Raw genomic sequence first — 18,560 nt, 5'->3', positions numbered from 1 at the left:
AGAATAGAGGGCAATTTTGCCTCCCTACTCTCTCTAAAATCACAGCTTATAAACCAAGTTTTTTGAATTCTTTATCCGTACCTGGAACTACGAATTCACCTGATTTAATTTTCTCTGTCCATTCTTCAACCGCTTTTAAAGATTCTTCAGTTACGTTATCTTTTGTATCAGAAATGCCTACACCATTTTCTTTGATACCGTATTCGATAACTTCTCCACCTGGGAAGTTTCCTTCTTTGGCTTTCGTAGAAAGATCTTTAACTGCAACATCAACACGTTTTATCATAGAAGTTAAAGTAACGTTGTCGTCTGTTCCAGGAACAGCTCCTAATTTAGCTTGGTCACTGTCTACACCGATTACATAAATTTCTCTCTTAGGATCTTTTTGTTTTTGCTCGACTGCCTCAGTAAATACACCTTTTCCAGTTCCGCCAGCAGCATGATAAATGATATCAATACCTGAAGAATACATAGATCCTGCAGTAGATTTCCCGATGTCTGCTTTATTGAAATCTCCGGCATATTTAACTTCTACCTTCGCATCCGGATTTACAGATAAAACCCCAGCCTTAAAGCCAATTTCGAATTTCTTGATTAATTCAGATTCAACTCCACCGATAAAACCGACTTTGTTTGTTTTCGTTTGCAGACCGGCAATTACACCAACAAGGAATGATCCTTGCTGTTCTTTAAAATTAATGCTGGCTACATTCTTTTTATCTACAACTGTATCCACAATAGCAAATTGTGAATCTGGACGTTGGTCAGCCACTTCACCAACAGACTCGGCTAAAAGGAAACCGATACCGTAGATAAGTTTGTAATCTTCACGAACAAGCGTATTCAAGTTTTTAGCATAGTCAGCATCCGATTTAGATTGAAGATAGTTGTATCCATCTTTACCTTTTTCCAAATCATTTTCTTTACCGAATTCCTGAATTCCCTTCCAAGCTGATTGGTTGAACGATTCATCATCGACGCCGCCTGTATCGGTAACCATAGCTACTGTGAAGTTATCCTTCTTTTCTTTCCCATTTGTAGATTCTTTATCATCATTCTCTGAATTACCACATGCTCCTAAAAGCGTACCAGCAGCAAGAACAAGTGAAAGAGCTAGACCTAATTTGCGCTTTTTCAATTTTTTACCCCCTAAGATTTATAATTTTTCAGCAGGAATGTTCTGAAAAGTCATTCATGTTTGCGTTTTCACATCTCGGTAAATTTTTTTACATACGTTTGATCAATTTTTAAGAATCGAAACAAACGCTTGCATTCATCCGTATGTAAGAGTTTTGAACTAAACTCGCTTCCGAAGAACATGAAAACTAAACATATTGGCTTTAAAGTAGTTTACAGAATATAGGATAGGCTGGTCCCAATCATCCAGATGCATCTGCTTCAGAACGAGTAATGCGGCTTCTGACGAACATTTCAGGATAGGAGAAACTTTCTCATGATACCCGATCGGCTCAATTTCTGCTACGGCATGCGTAATTTTCCGATTCGCATCTCTTTCCAATATATCAAAAAGAGACTCATCATTACGGTCAAAATTTTCTGAAAGAATTGATTCAGGAATTTTGTCGACACAGTAGATAACCGGCTCGCCATCTGCTGTTCTTACACGTTCAATACTCACGATGCGTTCATCTGGTGAACAAGAAAACCTGCGGATATCCTCGTCTGTAGGTTCTTGAGCCGTCGAGCTTAAGAAAATCGTACCCGGCTTCATCCCTGCCTCTTCAATCATGTTCGTGACACTTTTTAATTGCTCGATACCAGAAGTAAACAGAGGTTTTGGATTGACAAAAGTTCCAACTCCATGGCGGCGAATGATAATGTTTTCTTCTTCTAAAATCCGCAGCGCTTCTCGAAGTGTCGCCCTACTCACTCCCAGTTTTTTGGCAAGATCAAATTCAGAAGGGAATTTTTCATTTTCCTGATAAACTCCTGCTTCAATATCCTGCTTCAGGTAATCAATGACCTGCAAATATAAATGTCGACTATCTGATTTAATTGACATACAGTTTCCCCCAGCTAGTTTCTTAAGACATCAGACCTCTGATGTTGAATCATTCCTACTAATCGAAAATAATATAACATTTTTTTCGATATAAATAAATAGTGTTTTACTATTTAACATAAAAGAATTTAGGATAAATTACCCTCCCCTGTGCCTTTTACTCTAGTAAAGGCCGTAGAAGTTGTACGATTATTCTCCTAAATCAGATAAAATAATTTTTTTATAAATGTAAAATGAAAATCGGTAGCTTTCTTTTCAAGATACTTTTTTCCTGTATAATAGTATTTATCTTCTTTGAAGGGATGAACACATGATGTTAAACATTACAGAATACAGCGTTGAAAAATTGAATGATCCATTCGGAATTTTATCCGGAGAGCGTTTCGAGTATTTCTTGGATATTGAAGTACCGGAAGAAGACGAGCTCTTTTCAGAGAATGGTTTATATATCCGGGTACTATTTGTTGTTGAAGAACAAGTAGGCAAGCTGATTAAATATGATATTTATGAAAAAGGGAACGACGAAGTACTCGATTTTGATTTAGAGGAAGAGGAAGAAGCAATGATTTCTGACTTCTGCCTTAAACATTTAGACGAAGCAACGAAGCAATGATCAATTAAAAAACCGGGCGCCTGCCCGGTTTTTTAATTACCTATGATAAATGAGCTTCATCCTGTTCATCTTTAGATAACAATACATTTCGTGGTTTGCTGCCCTCATATGGACCGACAATTCCTCTTGCTTCCATTTCATCAATTAATCTGGCAGCACGGGTATAGCCAATCCGGAAACGACGTTGCAGCATCGAGACAGATGCCGTCTGCATTTCTATAATTAAGGACACAGCATCCCCGTACAAACTATCTTCGACTTCACCGCTAGAAGTCTCTTGTATTTCATCCGGAATCATTTCTTCATTATACTGAGCTTTCTGTTGCGAAATAACATATGTGACGACTCCCTCGACTTCATGATCGGATAAAAAGGCACCTTGGACCCGAACCGGTTTCGAAGCTCCAGCAGGCAAGAATAGCATGTCACCTCGTCCTAACAGTTTTTCGGCTCCCCCCATATCCAGAATCGTTCTTGAATCTGTCATCGATGATACACTAAAAGCAATCCGGGATGGGATGTTCGCTTTTATGACCCCTGTTATAACATCGACAGACGGCCGCTGAGTGGCAATGATTAAATGGATACCAGCAGCCCGTGCCATTTGAGCAAGGCGTGTGATGGCATCCTCCACATCATTTGAGGCGACCATCATCAAGTCAGCCAATTCATCCACAATAACTACGATATAAGGCAGGAGCGGCTGCTTAGCATCTTCCTCAATATTATACCGATTAATATAATCGTTATAACCTTCAATATTACGCGTACCAGAATGGGAAAATAGCTCATAGCGACGTTCCATTTCACTGACCACTTTTTGCAAAGCCTGAGCAGCTTTTTTGGGATTTGTCACAACTGGGGCCAGTAAATGGGGAATTCCATTATATACATTAAGCTCCACCATTTTAGGATCAATCATCATCATCTTCACTTCATGTGGTTTTGCCCGCATCAAGATACTCGTGATAATACCGTTAATACAAACGGATTTCCCACTTCCTGTCGCTCCCGCTACAAGTAAATGCGGCATTTTATTAAGCTCCGCCTTAACCGCTTCACCCGAAATATTCCGTCCTAAACCGATTTGCAGTTTCGCATCAGGCTTGTCAACTTCTTTCGCCTCTAAAACTTCCCGTAGTGACACCATCGCCACCTCGGAGTTAGGGACTTCTATTCCAATCGCCGATTTACCGGGAATTGGTGCTTCTATACGGATATCTTTCGCTGCTAGAGCCAGGGCCAGATCATCGGAAAGACTGACAATTTTACTGACCTTGACACCCACATCCGGATGTACTTCATATTTGGTTACAGCTGGGCCTAAATGAACCTGTGTGACCCTTGCTTTAACTCCAAAGCTATGGAAAGTGCGTTCAAGCTTTGCCGCGTTTTCATGGATTAATTGATACTCCCCGCTTTGGTCTGTTTTTTTGGGCTGCAATAATAAAGAGAGCGGCGGTAAAAGATATTCTTTATTTTCTATTTCTGTAAAATTCATAGGCGGAACAGCATCATCCTGCTCCTCTGTACTTTCAACTGAAGGTGTCGCTTTAACCGGAAGTACTTCAGTTTCGTCGCCATAGGCTTTATCAGCAAAGCTTGAAATGATCCGTTCCGTTGCCATTTGCTGTGTTTCATCTTCCGACTGAATGGCCTGAACTGTTTCTTCCACCGATTCTTTTTCACGTTTTTTCTTTTTAACTGGATTTTTTTTCTTTTCCTTTTTGTCATCATTCCATGTTTTCATATCGTCTCTGAAAGCAGACCATTGTTTTATAAAAAAGCCTCCAAGACCCATGAAAAATTTACCGAGAGTTTCTCCTAACGTTTTGCCAGTCAATAACACGCCCCCTACAATGATAAAGAGGAATGAAACTATTTTTGACCCCGCTTCATCAAATAAGAAATAAGAAGCAGCAAATAAAATCGCACCGATCATTCCACCGCCAAGATCCTTGGTACTTGTCTTGCCGGTCACTTCCATCCAGAATAATTCCCATGTATTCGAAATGACGCTCGGCTTCGTAAATGGGCCTCCATCTGCAAGCATATTAAACAGAGTTACATGACTAAGTAACAGCATGCTCGCGACAAGGAAATACATTCCTATGAATTGTCGTTTCAGCAAGTAAGGGACTTCTCTTTTAATCATCAAATAGAATCCGGCTGCAATCGCTCCCAGTAAAAAGAGGATATACCATTCTCCCATAAAGAAGCGGATTAAAAAGACCGTCCCTTTTCCGACTGCCCCAAGCTTTGCAATTGCGATGACTGCCAACCCTATTAAAGTCAAGCCAATTAATTCATATTTCAGCGTAATTTTTAATTTCTCTGTACTTTTCTTTTTCCTGCGTTTCTTCTTTGCCATAACATCACCTGATTCTTCATGAAACTATTCTATCCATCCTATTCAACATCCTGTAGTGATTTCCCTTCACAAAACAAATGTTCGCTCACTAATTATACCAAATAAAAATGACCTTGTCCCTTGATACAGCTAAATTACAACTCATAATGACAATTCTTTCATATAATGAATAAAGCAGCCAAGCGGCTGCTAATTTTTTTCTTAGTATATCATAATTTACCTATATTAGCGTTTTTTCTAGCTTTTCAACTGGTCGAAAACATTGATGACAGCACCCGGCTGAATGTGAACATTCATATAATCTTCAGGGTTTGTGCTCACAATTCGATCGATACGAAACGTTCTCCCTCCGTCATGTTCAACCATCACATGAACCCCATTATATATCATTTCAATTAAATTCGCAGTCTTCTCATGATGATGAGGGAAAATGATTTCTTCAGGAACAATGGTGTAGAGTGTCATTGTAGAAGCCCCTCTTCCCCTGCTATTTTTGGCCTTCTCTCATCCATAAAGCTATTTAGTTTTCTCATGGCTTGACCGACTCCACCAACATCATCAATCATCCCAATTTCAACCGCCTCGGCACCAATCACATTCGTGCCAATATCTCGGGTTAGATTTCCTTTAGCGAACATTAGGTCTTTAAAACTTTCTTCCGTGACGTTGGAATGCCTCGTAACAAATTTAATAACTCGTTCTTGCATCTTATCCAAGTACTCAAAGGTTTGCGGCACTCCTATGACAAGACCTGTCAAACGTATAGGATGAATAGTCATAGTCGCTGTTTCAGCTATATAGGAATGGTCACAGGAAACAGCAATCGGAACGCCAATAGAATGGCCCCCGCCAAGTACAATCGACACGGACGGCTTGGATAGGGATGCCAACATCTCTGCAATGGCTAGTCCCGCTTCAACGTCTCCTCCTACTGTATTTAAAATAACTAGCAGTCCCTCAATATTAGGATTTTGTTCAATTGCCACAATTTGTGGAATAACATGTTCATATTTGGTCGTTTTATTCTGAGGCGGCAGCTGCATATGTCCTTCAATTTGTCCAATGATCGTCAAACAATGGATTTTTGAGTCCTGTGATAGTTGCGGGACGTTTGTAGTTCCCAGCTGCTGGATTTTTTCAATCAAAGTCGAATTTTTACCTTCCTGCCGGCCTTCATTTTCATTTGGTAATGGTGCATTATCCACTATGCCAACCCCTTTCTCTAAAGCCTATAGCTTTATTATGTCACGAGTCTCAGACTTCATTCTTCAAGATAAAGAGGTTTCACTTAGATAAAAAAAAACCTGACAATAATTTGTCAGGTTTTTTTTACTTAATACTCCATGATTATTGGTAAAATCATTGGACGGCGTTTCGTTTTTTCATAGAAGAATTGATTTAAGGCATCACGCATTTCCTGTTTCAGAGTAGACCAATCGAAAGGTTGGCGCGATCCATTTTTCTTCACGATTTCACTTACAATCTCAGTAGCTTCTCCAATCATTTTTTCTGATTCACGTACATATACGAAACCTCGTGAAATGATTTCCGGGCCAGCTGCAATACTTTTATCTTGACGGTTCAATGTGACAACGACGATTAAAATGCCATCCTGTGATAACAAGCGACGATCACGGAGTACGATATTACCCACATCTCCAACACCGCTCCCGTCAATTAAGATATTTCCTGCAGTGACTTTGCCGGATAGGCCCATTTTGTCACCTTTTAGTTCGATGACATCACCTTTTTCAGCAATCACGATATTTTCCCGTTTTATCCCTGCAGCAATTCCTACTTTTTGATGGGCATATAAATGACGGTATTCTCCATGTACTGGGATAAGGAATTTAGGATTCATCAAGTTAATCATCATTTTCAGTTCTTCTTGACTGCCATGACCCGTTACGTGCACTTTATATTTACTAGCAGATACTACCTCTGCACCTACCCGGTAAAGTAAGTCGACGGTTTTCGATAAAATAAGTTCGCCGCCCTGTAAGGGGGATGCACTTATCAAGACTGTATCTCCCTTTTTAATCGTTACCTGCTTATGAGTCTGTTTCGCCATTTTTTGAAGCGCTGCAATAGGCTCTCCTTGATGCCCAGTCGATAATACAACGATTTCACGATCATCATACTTGTTAATTTCATTGACCGGGATAATCAGCTCTTCCTCGACCTTTAAGTATCCAAGATTTAAGGCTGTTTCATAGACACGTTGCAAGCTTTTACCCACAACAGCCACTTTCCTTCGACTAGCCGCCGCTGCATTGAAGACATGCTGAATTCGATTAATATTTGAAGCAAAGCAAGCAACAATAATTCTTCCAGAAGCTGCATGGAAGGCTTCTGTAATATCCCTTGACACAACTGCTTCAGATGGCGTATAACCCGGTCTTTCCGCGCCTGTGCTATCAGATAGCAAGCAAAGGACACCCTCTTCTCCAATACTTGCCATTTTACCGATTTCTGGTTTATAAAGATCGGTTGCAGCTTGATCAAATTTGAAATCCCCTGTATAGACGATGGCTCCATCACGCGTATGGATTACAACTCCGACAGAATCGGGAATACTATGGTTTGTCCTGAAAAAGGACACGGCTGCTTGAGGGAAACTTAAAAGAGAATCTGAATCGATCTCAGTAAATGTTGCCCTGCCATTAAAGCCGTCTTCCTTTAATTTTGTTTTGATTAAAGCAAGTGTAAGCTTTGTACCGTAAACAGGTACCGGTAAATATTTTAATACATAAGCAAGCGCACCCATATGATCTTCATGACCATGGGTAATGAAAATACCCTGTACCCGTTCTTTATTATCCATCAAATAAGAAATGTCAGGAATTACCGCATCAATTCCCAACATTTCTTCTTCTGGCAGCATTAATCCTGCATCAAGAAGGTAGAGGTCTTCATTTACCTCAATGACGTACATATTTTTACCAAGTTCCCCTTGTCCTCCAAGAGAAATAACTTTTATTCCATTATTTTTATCTTTACCCAATCGAATATCCTCCTTAAAAAATCGCCGTTCATAATTTCCCAATGATTTCATTATAACCGATGTTCAAAAAACATGACAACACATACCATTTTCTAAGGAATTTTTTTACTTTATTTCCTATTTTAAAAATAGTCCTGCATTTATGTAGAAGGCATCCATTCCCTCTGCTAAGGGTGAACACATGACTTTTATCCTTTTCTAATCGAAAGATAATTAAAAGTATAAACTTTTATCCTATAACTGGAAAGAAAATCGTCTTTATTTTCCAAACAAATACATCTTTATGTAAAAACAAGCCAATCATAAATCGATCAGCTTGTTTAGAAACTATTTATTTTTTTAATACGGAGGCTAAAGATAGGCGCTCTTGTTCAGTCAATGGCACGATTGGCAGCCTGACTGAACCTACGTCAATTCCAAATAACTGAAGAGCTGTTTTAACTGGGGCAGGGCTAGGCGCTGCAAACAAGCTTTTAATAAGTGGTAACAGTTCCTGATGTAGCCTGGCCGCCTCGGCCGTATTCCCGCCGATAAAAGCTTCTATTATTTTTTGTAATTCATTACCGGCAATATGGGAAGCAACGGAAACTACTCCTGCTCCGCCAATCGCTAGTACTGGCAGCGTTAATGCGTCATCCCCGCTGTATAACGCAAAATCATCATCCGTTTCAGCAATGATTTGAGTCATCGCGTTTAAATCCCCGCTCGCTTCTTTTACTGCTACGATATTGGGAATTTTCGAAAGACGGATAATTGTTTCTGGTTCAATATTAACAGAAGCACGACCTGGGATGTTATATACCATTACAGGTAGCGTCGTACTTTCTGCAATTACTTTAAAATGTTGGTAAAGACCTTCTTGATTCGTTTTATTATAATACGGAGCAACAAGCATGATCGCATCTGCACCGTTTTGTTCTGCCTTTTTTGTCAACTCAATAGAAGCATACGTATTGTTGCTTCCCGTACCCATGATGACGGGTACCCGTTTTTCTACAACCTTCGAAACATGACGCAATAAGGCGATTTTTTCCTCCGAAGATAAAGTTGGAGACTCCCCAGTTGTGCCCGAAAGCACAAGTGAATCCGTTCCATTCGTTAATAAGTAATTGACCAATGAAGTCGTTTTTTGAAAATCAACATTTCCCTTGCTATCGAAAGGGGTGACCATTGCCGTTGATACTCTACCAAATATCATCATCTAACACCTCTTTAATTAATAAAACTTGTATGCTTATTATGCTTCACTTTCATGCAAATGAAATGCATAATGAAGTGAATTAACAGCTTCTACTAAATCTTCTTCTTTTACTAAAACCCAAATAGTCGTATGGCTGTCAGCAGATTGAAGAATAGCAATTTCTTTCTCAGAAAGCGCTGTGACAATCTTCGCTGCAACGCCTGGCACTCCGTTGATGCCCGCACCGACTACAGAAACTTTAGCACAATTCCGCTCAATTACAGGTTCATGACCAAGCTCGGCCAAAATAGAAAGAGCAAGTTCTGTCATCTCCTCCGAAACCGTATAAACAACGCCATTTGGATAAATATTGATAAAGTCAACGGAAATGGAGGCATTGGCCATCGCTTTAAAAACTTCTGCTTGTAAATTATATTGGTCTTTTTTCGCGCGTACTTTAATTTGGGTTATTTTAGAAACGTGAGCTATTCCTGTAACTAGTCTTTCCCGTATGTCACTACCCTGGCTTCCCTTATTTACACCTGTGACAAGTGTTCCTAATCCATCACTGTATGTTGATCGGATCCTGATCGGAACTTTTGCCTGCATGGCAATTTCAACAGCACGGGGATGAATGACCTTGGCACCTTGATAAGCCATGTTGCAAACTTCTGTATAAGAAACGACTGATAATGGACGAGCTTGCTCGGCAATACGTGGATCGGCAGTCATTATTCCTTCCACATCCGTAAAAATATCGACCCTTTCAGCTTGTAAAGCCGCACCTAATGCTGCAGCTGATGTGTCGCTTCCGCCACGGCCAATAGTCGTAATGTCTCCGTTTTTAGCTGCACCCTGGAACCCTGCAACAACGACAACGTCCTTCAATTCCAGTTCTTTCACGAGACGGTCACATTTCATTTCCATTATTTTGGCACTAGAATAGTCGGAATTAGTCAAAAATCCCGCCTGAGCCCCTGTATAAGCCACGGCATTAATACCATGTTCTAACAGCATGTTCGTAAATACGACAGAAGATATCGTTTCTCCTACTGACAAAAGTAAATCCTGTTCTCGTTTTGAAAGGCTGGCTTTCGCTCCATTTACTAGAGATAGTAAGGTATCTGTTGCATAGGGATCGCCTTTTCTTCCCATGGCTGAAACCACAACCACCACTTTGTAGCCTTCTTTGATTGCCTTTTCAATATGCCCTCTGGCAAATGAACGGCTTTCCTCATCACGGACAGATGTTCCTCCGTATTTCTGGACGATAATTTTCATAATCCATACACCCCAAATATAAGCCAGCTTCCCGGTTCGTTCGGGAAGCTGACAAAAACTCTCTATCATGTATTGTTCAGTTCTTTAAGAATATATAATTTCTTACTTAACTGTTACCAAACCTAATTTTAAAAGGCTTTCAGCGATTTGAACAGAGTTCCAAGCTGCTCCTTTTAATAGATTATCGGAAACCACCCATAAATGGAAGCCTTTATCTTCATCTAAATCTTTGCGAATCCGTCCAACGAATACATCATTCTTTCCGACAGATGAAGCAGGTGTTGGATAAACTTGTTGTTCCGGGTCATCTTCTAATACAATTCCAGGTGCTGTTTTCATCAAATCTTTGATTTGAGAAGCAGATATGCCTTCTTTTTCAACTTCAATATAAACAGACTCTGAATGACCTGTTACAACAGGAAGCCTTACACATGTTGCGGCTACAGGAAGTTCTTCCATGTGCATAATTTTCTTTGTTTCATTAATCATTTTCATTTCTTCAAAAGTGAATCCATTATCCTGGAATTTATCGATTTGGGGAATGACATTAAAAGCGATTTGATAATGCTTTTCATCTCCTTTTACCGGTAAAATTTTCGGATTGATTTCTTTCTCATCCAGCAAGTCGCGAGCTTGTTCTTTTAATTCGTTTATTGCTGCAACTCCTGCACCAGAAACAGCCTGATAAGTAGAAACAACAACTTTTGATAAGCCATAAGTCTGGCGGATAGGTTCTAAAGCCACAACCATTTGGATAGTTGAACAATTCGGGTTGGCAATGATCCCATTATGCTGTTTTAAGTCTTCTTCATTTACTTCCGGTACGACAAGCGGCACATTTTCATCCATACGGAATGCGCTCGTATTGTCTACTACTATTGCTCCGCGTTTCACTGCTTCTGGTGCCAATTCCTTAGACACGCTTCCTCCAGCACTGAATAAAGCGATATCGACACCTTCAAAGCTTTCAGGTTTTGCTTCCTGCACTTCGATTTCTTCGCCCTTAAATGAAAGTTTGATTCCTGCAGAACGAGCCGATGATAAAAAAATGATTTTCTTAATCGGTAGGTCCCGTTGTTCGAGTGTTGAAATCATTTGTTGTCCTACAGCTCCAGTTGCTCCCACAACTGCAATATGCAATCCCTGTGTCTCAGTCATTTGTCAATACTCCTTTTCTATCTCTAAAAGTTAGTTGGTTGTTAGATTTACTTCTTCTTGTTCAGAATATCATTTATTTTATCACATTAACATTCCAAAGGGTCGCACTTTAACAAAATATTCTGCATCTACCGCTACAAAGTTATGCATATATTACAGTTTTTAGGAACTGGGAGCTTTCTTAGAGCGCATGATCAGTTTAAATCATCCTTAAACCTTTCGACAATAACTGGTTGAATTTGTTCTCTCTCTATAGCTGCAATGATTGTATCCCGAATCATGCTCATTCTGGCAACCATGGAACTTGGTTTGCCTATGGGGTTATCCTGGCCGTAAGGAACAAAATAAATATCTTTTGCGGCCATTAGCCTCATTAAATTGACACCATTTAATCCAAGCGCATCATTTGTTGATATGGCGACCACAACAGGACGGTGATTTCTCATCGTTGCTTTTGCAGCCATAAGTACAGGCGAATCGGTAAGAGCATTAGCCATTTTACTCATTGAATTACCTGTCAAAGGAGCAATTACCATACAGTCGAGCGGTAATTTAGGTCCTAAAGGCTCTGCTTTGACGATTGTATCAACGACACGATTCCCCGTCAATTTTTCGATTCTTTCAACCCAGTCCTCGCCCTTTCCGAAGCGGGTTTCCGTGTTTTGAACTGTCGATGTTACGATTGGTATTACTTCCGCCCCTTCATTTACAATCTTTTCTATTTCTGGAAACACTTCATCATATGTGCAATGCGACCCTGTTAATCCGAAACCAATCCGTTTTCCTTGGAGACTCATATTTTTTTCCCCTTCCTTTTCATGAACTCACCTTGGATCAAAAGTCCAAGTGCATTCGCTAAGATCTGACCTGCTGTTTTTGGAGCAACTATCCCCGGTAGACTCGGTGCCAAAAGTGCCTTTATTCCCCTTTTTTCAGCATAACGAAAATCCGTCCCCCCCGGTTTTGAAGCAAGGTCGATAATTAATGTATGGACGGGCATGTTTGCAATTACTTTGGCCGTAATAATCGGAAAAGGGATCGTATTGATACATATATCAACATTTTTCATTTCTGTAGCAATATCATTTAAATGAAAGGGGGTTAACGCCATTTCACAAATCCTCGCAATATCTTCGCTTTTTCTTGCTCCAACCTTTACCTTTGCTCCAAGGGCTTGGAATGACCGGGCTACACTCATACCAACCCTACCCAGTCCGAGAACAGATACATTCGAGCCATGGATTGTGAAATCCGTATGCTGAATGGCCATCATGATTGCTCCTTCAACAGTAGGAATCGAATTGTAAATAGCCACATCATCACGTTCAAATAGTAGTACGAGTTTGCGGTCCGCTTTCTTAAATATTCCATCAAGGTAATCATTACTAATCCCTGAATAAAAAATGCAATGGGCTGGGGTCTTTTTTATCATTTCTTCGCTCAAAACAACTTCTTCACTGGAAAAAATCGTTTCCACCTTACCATTTGTATCAGTACCTCGGACTGGTAAAATAACCGAATCTAATTCGTTAAAATTTATATCCTCCATTTTTTCCTTAACCGCTCCTGTAAAAGCATGGTCGAGCTGTTCAAAACCTACTAATAATAGCTTTGCATCAAGCTCTGTCAGTTTACGGACAACTTCAAGTTGACGCGCATCTCCACCAATTACAGCGATTTGCATGCCTGTGAGCATTAAAACCGTCACCTTCTTTATATAAAAGATCCTAACATCCCTCGCCTCATGGTAAATATTCCTCAAGAAGCAATTCGGTTTTTGCTACATTCTCTAGTTACCATGCCATCTTATGTTTTTACTTAAAAAACGGTGATAAGAAAAGCAAAAACGCCTTAGCAAATGCCTGCTAAGGCGTTTATTATATTGATGAATAGTATCAGTAGTAACCATCTATGCTATAAATTGGTTTATCCGTCCATATGCTCGCCATCTTTAATGGGAAGTCCCTCCTGAAAATCGATGATGAGCATATCCGTTCCTATTTTTTTAATATGCTCCCATGGAACACGAATTTCACTGCCATTTCTTAAGAGTCCGAACCATTTAACTGAAGGAATAATCAACGTGGTAATTTGTCCAGTTTCATCTACTTCCAAATCTGTCTGACCAAGAACTCCTAATCTCTCCGCTCTGTTCACATCAACAATTTCTTTACCACTCAATTCACTCAATCTCAATACAAGCTCCCCCTTTTTTCACCTTCTATTCAATCTATATCCGAAAAAGGTGAACTTAGAAGGCATTTATCTAAAAATTGTACTTACCGAAGGGTCCTTGTATTTTCAAAAGCTTTTAAAAAAAAAAGCCTGCTCTTCTATATAATAAACAGAAGTTCAGGCTTGTGAATTTTTATTTGTCCCAATTTTCCAGCGGGCTCACCAATGACAAGGAATGTTCCTTGAAGATTTGGTTTGCCATTTCATTGACGCTATTCTCTGTCACTTCATCAATCTTGATAATGATATCATCAAGAGAACGGTGCTCACCCAGCATAAGCTCATTTTTCCCGTTACGGCTCATGCGGCTGTTCGTACTTTCAAGGCTTAGCATTAAGCTTCCTTTAAGTTGCTCTTTACTATTGCGCAATTCCTTTTCCGTGATACCGTCTTTTTTAAGTGTATCCAGTGTTTCCTGAATGGTTTCATACAAACTATCAAGCTGACTTGTGCCTGTCCCCCCATACACTGTCACCAAACCTGTATCCTGGTAGCTGGAATGGTAAGAGTAGACAGAATATGCAAGACCGCGTTGTTCCCTTACGTCCTGGAATAGACGGCTACTCATGCTTCCACCAAGAATATTATTCAAGGTAATCAAGCTGTATGTTTTGTCATTACCAATTTCTAACCCTTTAAAACCAAGGCAAAGATGGGCTTGCTCAGTTTCTTTTTTACGCGTGATCCTATTTTCATGAAATGCCGGCTTCACCAATTCAAGACGCTCTTCCCCTCCTTGGTACGAGCCAAAGTAGCTTTCGACTTCTTGAATCAATTTTTCATCCACATTTCCTGCAATGGAAACGACGACTTTATCAGGTGTGTACATATCGTGAACATATTTCTTTAATGTCTCACTATTGAATGTTTCAAGTGTACTTTCTGTACCTAGTATTGGATAGCCAAGGGGATGATTTTCGTATACCGCCTTGCTTAAGAGATCATGGACAATATCATCAGGTGTATCTTCATACATTTTAATCTCTTCGTAGACGACATTTTTTTCTTTTTTCAATTCTTCCTCATCAAAAGTGGAGTTGAAGAACATATCAGCAAGGATTTCAAGCGCATAGCTAGCATGGTTATCCATAACTTTTGCATAATAGCATGTGTACTCTTTTGAAGTAAATGCATTCACTTGTCCGCCAATACTGTCAAACGACTCGGCAATTTCACGTGCATTCCTCGTAGTTGTTCCTTTGAAAAACATATGTTCAAGGAAATGGGAAACCCCATTCAATTCTGGTGTTTCATTTCGTGAACCTGTTTTGATCCATACTCCAATTGCTGCTGAACGTACTGTTGGAATATTTTCTAATACAATTCTTACTCCATTTTGACAAGTGTATTTCTTAATCAACTAACATTCCTCCCAATCATTCTATGCTGCTATCGTAACCATAACGTTATGGATTCAACCGCTCTTCATCTACTGCTTCTGAAACGGTAACAACATCTAAGTCTTTCTTTTCTATATTAATAATTAACGTTTCCAATGATTTCGCGGTAGATTCTGTAGGATGCATTAAAATAAATGCTCCCGGGTGAACCTTAGAAAGCACCCTTTGTTGAAGTACTTCAGGACTTGGTTTTTGCCAGTCAATCGTATCCACACTCCACATAACAGTCTTCAAACCGAGAGAATCCGCGATTTTTACCGTTTCATCTCGGTAGCTTCCGCTTGGAGGGGCGAACCATTTCATCTTCACACCTGTCACCGCTTCAATGACTTCATTCGTTTTACGAATTTCCTCACGTGTAGCCTGAGAGGAAATATTTTGCATATTCGGATGTGAATAGGAGTGGTTTCCGATTTCGTGTCCCCCACCCTTAATCATCTTCGCCAATTCTGGGTTCTTCTTAGTCCAATTACCTTCAAGGAAAAATGTTGCCTTGACATTATGTTTTTTTAACACAGCCAACATATCCTGTAAGTATTCATTACCCCAGGCCACATTGATTAAAAATGATACGACTGGCTTTTCCGGATGGGCCCGGTAAATCGGAGCCGGGTCGAGATCCTTTAAATGAATCTTTGCTGGAACTTGTTGATATACCAGTTTATCCTTATCGAATCCGCCCTCCTTCTTCATAGCTTTATACGAATCATCAATATTTACCTTTAGGCCATTATATGCAGGAACGGTTTTCCAAACCGAATCTATTCGTGCATCCTGTGGTGCAATCTCATATTTTTTTGTTGATTCTTTTATTTGTAAAAGAAGCTCATCTTCCTGCTTCATTGACGCAACTGAATGATCTGTTAATTGGGTCAAATAAATATGTGTATATGGATTTTGCACTAATAACCATGATATACCTGCAATGGCACTTATCGCAACTATCTGCTTCCATTTATTATTCATTTTTTACGCCCCCTTCATACAAAAATGTATGAAGAAAACGGACAAGGTAGAACATTACATACTTTTATTGAGAATTTCCATATATAACGATGAATCCTTTAAAACAAAAAAGCATGCAGATTCACTAGGAACCGCATGCCGAATTTTCATTTCTATTATGACTGAGAAGGATTAGCTGCCTCTTTTTGTTCTTTAAGGACCGCTTTACGGGAAAGGTTAACCCTTCCTTGCTTATCAATCTCAGTAACTTTAACTAATAGCTCATCGCCAAGTGAAACGACATCTTCCACTTTACCGACTCTTTCTTCAGCCAGTTCAGAAATATGGACCAAACCATCTTTACCATTGAAGATTTCAACGAACGCTCCGAATTTTTCAATACGTTTAACTTTACCTAAGTATAGTTCGCCTACAACGACTTCACGCACGATATCTTCGATAATTTTCTTCGCTTTTTGAATCATTGCTTCATCTGTAGAAGAAATGAATACCGTTCCATCTTGTTCGATATCAATTTTTACGCCAGTTTCTTCAATGATTTTATTGATATGTTTACCGCTCGGTCCAATGACATCGCGGATTTTGTCTGGATTAATAGACATTGTAACGATTTTCGGAGCATATTTGGATAATTGCTCACGCGGTTGATTGATTGTTGCCATCATTGATTCCAAAATGTGCATCCGGCCATGTTTAGCTTGAAGTAATGCTTCTTCAAGAATTTCTCTTGAAAGACCCTCAATTTTAATATCCATTTGAAGGGCTGTAACACCTTTTGACGTTCCAGCAACTTTAAAGTCCATGTCTCCTAGATGATCTTCCATGCCTTGAATATCTGTTAAGATTGTGTAGTGCTCACCTGTTTTAACAAGACCCATTGCAATACCTGCAACTGGAGCTTTCAACGGAACACCAGCATCCATCATTGCTAGCGTACTTGCACAGATACTTGCTTGCGATGTTGAGCCATTAGATTCAAGAACTTCAGACACAAGTCTAATTGTATAAGGGAAGTCTTTATCATTCGGTATAACCGGTTCTAATGCTCTTTCACCAAGTGCACCATGTCCGATTTCACGACGTCCTGCACCACGAATCGGGCCTGTTTCACCTACACTGAAATGAGGGAAGTTATAATGATGCATGAAACGTTTCGACTCTTCAGTTCCAAGACCGTCCAAAATCTGTACATCGCCAAGGGCACCTAATGTACAGATAGAAAGTGCTTGAGTTTGTCCACGTGTGAACAAACCAGAACCGTGTGTACGAGGCAGAATAGTTACTTCAGATGATAATGGTCTAATCTCATCCGGGTTACGGCCATCTGGACGTACCTTTTCTTCCGTAATTAAACGACGGACTTCTGATTTAACCAATTTATTTAGGATTTCTTTGATTTGTTTTAGTTTAGCTTCATCAGTTTCTTCCTCATAATGAGCCAACACGCGATCTTTTACTTCTTTAATAGCATCTTCACGAGCATGTTTTTCCTGAACTTGTACAGCTTTGTTAAGGTCTGATTCACAATGACCTTTTACTTCTGCTTCTAGTTCTGCATCCACTTGGTATAGAGCGATTTGTAGCTTTTCCTTGCCGATTTCAGCAACAATTTTCTCTTGGAATGCAATAACCTTCTTGATTTCGTCATGACCGAACATAATTGCTTCAAGCATAGTTTCTTCTGGTACTTCATTTGCTCCAGCTTCAACCATGTTGATAGCATCTTTCGTACCGGCAACTGTCAAGTTAATGTCGCTTTTTGCAAGTTGGTCAACAGTAGGGTTAATAATGAATTCATTATTAATTCTTCCGACTACAACTCCAGCAATTGGACCTTCAAACGGAATATCGGAAACTGAAAGTGCAAGGGATGAACCAAGCATCGCTGCCATTTCAGAAGAACAATCTTGATCAACACTCATAACCATACTGATAATTTGAACATCGTTCCGGAAGCCATCTGCAAATAGCGGACGGATTGGACGGTCAATTAGTCGGCTTGCTAAAATTGCTCTTTCACTCGGTCTGCCTTCACGTTTGATGAAGCCACCTGGAATTTTACCGACTGCATACAGTCTTTCTTCGTAGTTGACTGTCAAAGGGAAGAAGTCGACATTTCTAGGTTCCTTTGAAGCTGTTGCTGTACTTAATACAGCTGTTTCTCCATAACGGACTAAAACTGCTCCGTTCGCTTGTTTGGCCAATTGGCCAATCTCTACCGTTACATTACGGCCGGCCCAGTCAAATGAATACGTATGTTTTTCCTGTCCCATTTATTAAACCCCTCTCTGAATCTTCACTTAGAGGCTTAGTTTACCTAAACCTGTAT

16 protein-coding genes are annotated in these 18,560 nt (G+C 39.8%); 1 reads left to right on the top strand and 15 read right to left on the bottom strand.

Annotated features, from left to right (window positions below; translation table 11 throughout):
• Positions 1 to 46: 46 nt before the first annotated feature.
• The gene (locus tag NST21_RS09345; RefSeq protein ID WP_340888787.1) at positions 47 to 1,138 is read right to left on the bottom strand and encodes a BMP family lipoprotein; all 1,092 of its coding nucleotides are present in this window, start codon (positions 1,136 to 1,138) and stop codon (positions 47 to 49) included.
• A gap of 159 nt (positions 1,139 to 1,297) precedes the next feature.
• Positions 1,298 to 2,023 carry a GntR family transcriptional regulator gene (locus tag NST21_RS09340; protein ID WP_340888785.1) on the bottom strand — a complete coding sequence of 242 codons (726 nt, stop codon included), beginning with the start codon at positions 2,021 to 2,023 and terminating at the stop codon, positions 1,298 to 1,300.
• Positions 2,024 to 2,336: 313 nt separating this feature from the next.
• On the opposite strand from NST21_RS09340, the gene NST21_RS09335 reads away from it, so the two are divergent.
• Positions 2,337 to 2,636, top strand: a complete 300-nt coding sequence (locus NST21_RS09335) for a DUF6509 family protein (RefSeq protein WP_056527104.1) — start codon at positions 2,337 to 2,339, stop codon at positions 2,634 to 2,636.
• A gap of 40 nt (positions 2,637 to 2,676) precedes the next feature.
• On the opposite strand, the gene NST21_RS09330 is transcribed toward NST21_RS09335, so the two are convergent.
• From NST21_RS09330 to pnp, 13 genes are all read right to left on the bottom strand, one after another.
• Positions 2,677 to 5,007, bottom strand: a complete 2,331-nt coding sequence (locus NST21_RS09330) for a DNA translocase FtsK (RefSeq protein WP_340888783.1) — start codon at positions 5,005 to 5,007, stop codon at positions 2,677 to 2,679.
• A gap of 237 nt (positions 5,008 to 5,244) precedes the next feature.
• Positions 5,245 to 5,472 carry a YlzJ-like family protein gene (locus NST21_RS09325; RefSeq protein ID WP_056526871.1) on the bottom strand — a complete coding sequence of 76 codons (228 nt, stop codon included), beginning with the start codon at positions 5,470 to 5,472 and terminating at the stop codon, positions 5,245 to 5,247.
• Positions 5,469 to 6,215, bottom strand: coding sequence for a ClpP family protease (locus NST21_RS09320; RefSeq protein ID WP_180319959.1), 747 nt, complete (start codon positions 6,213 to 6,215; stop codon positions 5,469 to 5,471). Before NST21_RS09320 ends, NST21_RS09325 begins: the two co-directional genes overlap by 4 nt.
• A 125-nt stretch (positions 6,216 to 6,340) precedes the next feature.
• Positions 6,341 to 8,062, bottom strand: coding sequence for a ribonuclease J (locus NST21_RS09315; RefSeq protein WP_217993343.1), 1,722 nt, complete (start codon positions 8,060 to 8,062; stop codon positions 6,341 to 6,343).
• A 280-nt stretch (positions 8,063 to 8,342) separates the two neighbouring features.
• Entirely contained in the window at positions 8,343 to 9,212 is an 870-nt protein-coding gene (gene dapA / locus NST21_RS09310; RefSeq protein WP_053345376.1) for a 4-hydroxy-tetrahydrodipicolinate synthase, read from the bottom strand.
• A 36-nt stretch (positions 9,213 to 9,248) separates the two neighbouring features.
• Positions 9,249 to 10,472, bottom strand: a complete 1,224-nt coding sequence (gene dapG, locus NST21_RS09305; RefSeq protein ID WP_053345375.1) for an aspartate kinase — start codon at positions 10,470 to 10,472, stop codon at positions 9,249 to 9,251.
• 102 nt (positions 10,473 to 10,574) lie between these two features.
• Positions 10,575 to 11,630 (bottom strand): aspartate-semialdehyde dehydrogenase, encoded by a 1,056-nt coding sequence (gene asd / locus NST21_RS09300; protein ID WP_340888782.1) that lies wholly within the window; start codon positions 11,628 to 11,630, stop codon positions 10,575 to 10,577.
• A 194-nt stretch (positions 11,631 to 11,824) separates the two neighbouring features.
• Positions 11,825 to 12,427 carry a dipicolinate synthase subunit B gene (locus NST21_RS09295; protein WP_053345373.1) on the bottom strand — a complete coding sequence of 201 codons (603 nt, stop codon included), beginning with the start codon at positions 12,425 to 12,427 and terminating at the stop codon, positions 11,825 to 11,827.
• Positions 12,424 to 13,326, bottom strand: coding sequence for a dipicolinic acid synthetase subunit A (gene dpaA / locus NST21_RS09290; RefSeq protein ID WP_340888781.1), 903 nt, complete (start codon positions 13,324 to 13,326; stop codon positions 12,424 to 12,426). Before dpaA ends, NST21_RS09295 begins: the two co-directional genes overlap by 4 nt.
• Before the next feature lie 230 nt (positions 13,327 to 13,556).
• The gene (locus NST21_RS09285; RefSeq protein ID WP_053345371.1) at positions 13,557 to 13,826 is read right to left on the bottom strand and encodes a YlmC/YmxH family sporulation protein; all 270 of its coding nucleotides are present in this window, start codon (positions 13,824 to 13,826) and stop codon (positions 13,557 to 13,559) included.
• A 172-nt stretch (positions 13,827 to 13,998) separates the two neighbouring features.
• Positions 13,999 to 15,225 carry a M16 family metallopeptidase gene (locus tag NST21_RS09280; RefSeq protein WP_053345370.1) on the bottom strand — a complete coding sequence of 409 codons (1,227 nt, stop codon included), beginning with the start codon at positions 15,223 to 15,225 and terminating at the stop codon, positions 13,999 to 14,001.
• A 46-nt stretch (positions 15,226 to 15,271) separates the two neighbouring features.
• Complete coding sequence (locus NST21_RS09275) at positions 15,272 to 16,231, bottom strand: polysaccharide deacetylase family protein (protein ID WP_053345369.1); 960 nt, start codon at positions 16,229 to 16,231, stop codon at positions 15,272 to 15,274.
• A 155-nt stretch (positions 16,232 to 16,386) separates the two neighbouring features.
• Positions 16,387 to 18,504, bottom strand: a complete 2,118-nt coding sequence (gene pnp, locus NST21_RS09270; protein ID WP_053345368.1) for a polyribonucleotide nucleotidyltransferase — start codon at positions 18,502 to 18,504, stop codon at positions 16,387 to 16,389.
• Positions 18,505 to 18,560: the final 56 nt, after the last annotated feature.

Source organism: Peribacillus sp. FSL K6-1552, from assembly GCF_038005205.1.
Taxonomy (GTDB): Bacteria; Bacillota; Bacilli; order Bacillales; family DSM-1321; genus Peribacillus; species Peribacillus butanolivorans.
The sequence above is the reverse complement of the archived record's forward strand: the minus strand, read 5'-3'. Positions and strand labels throughout refer to the sequence as shown.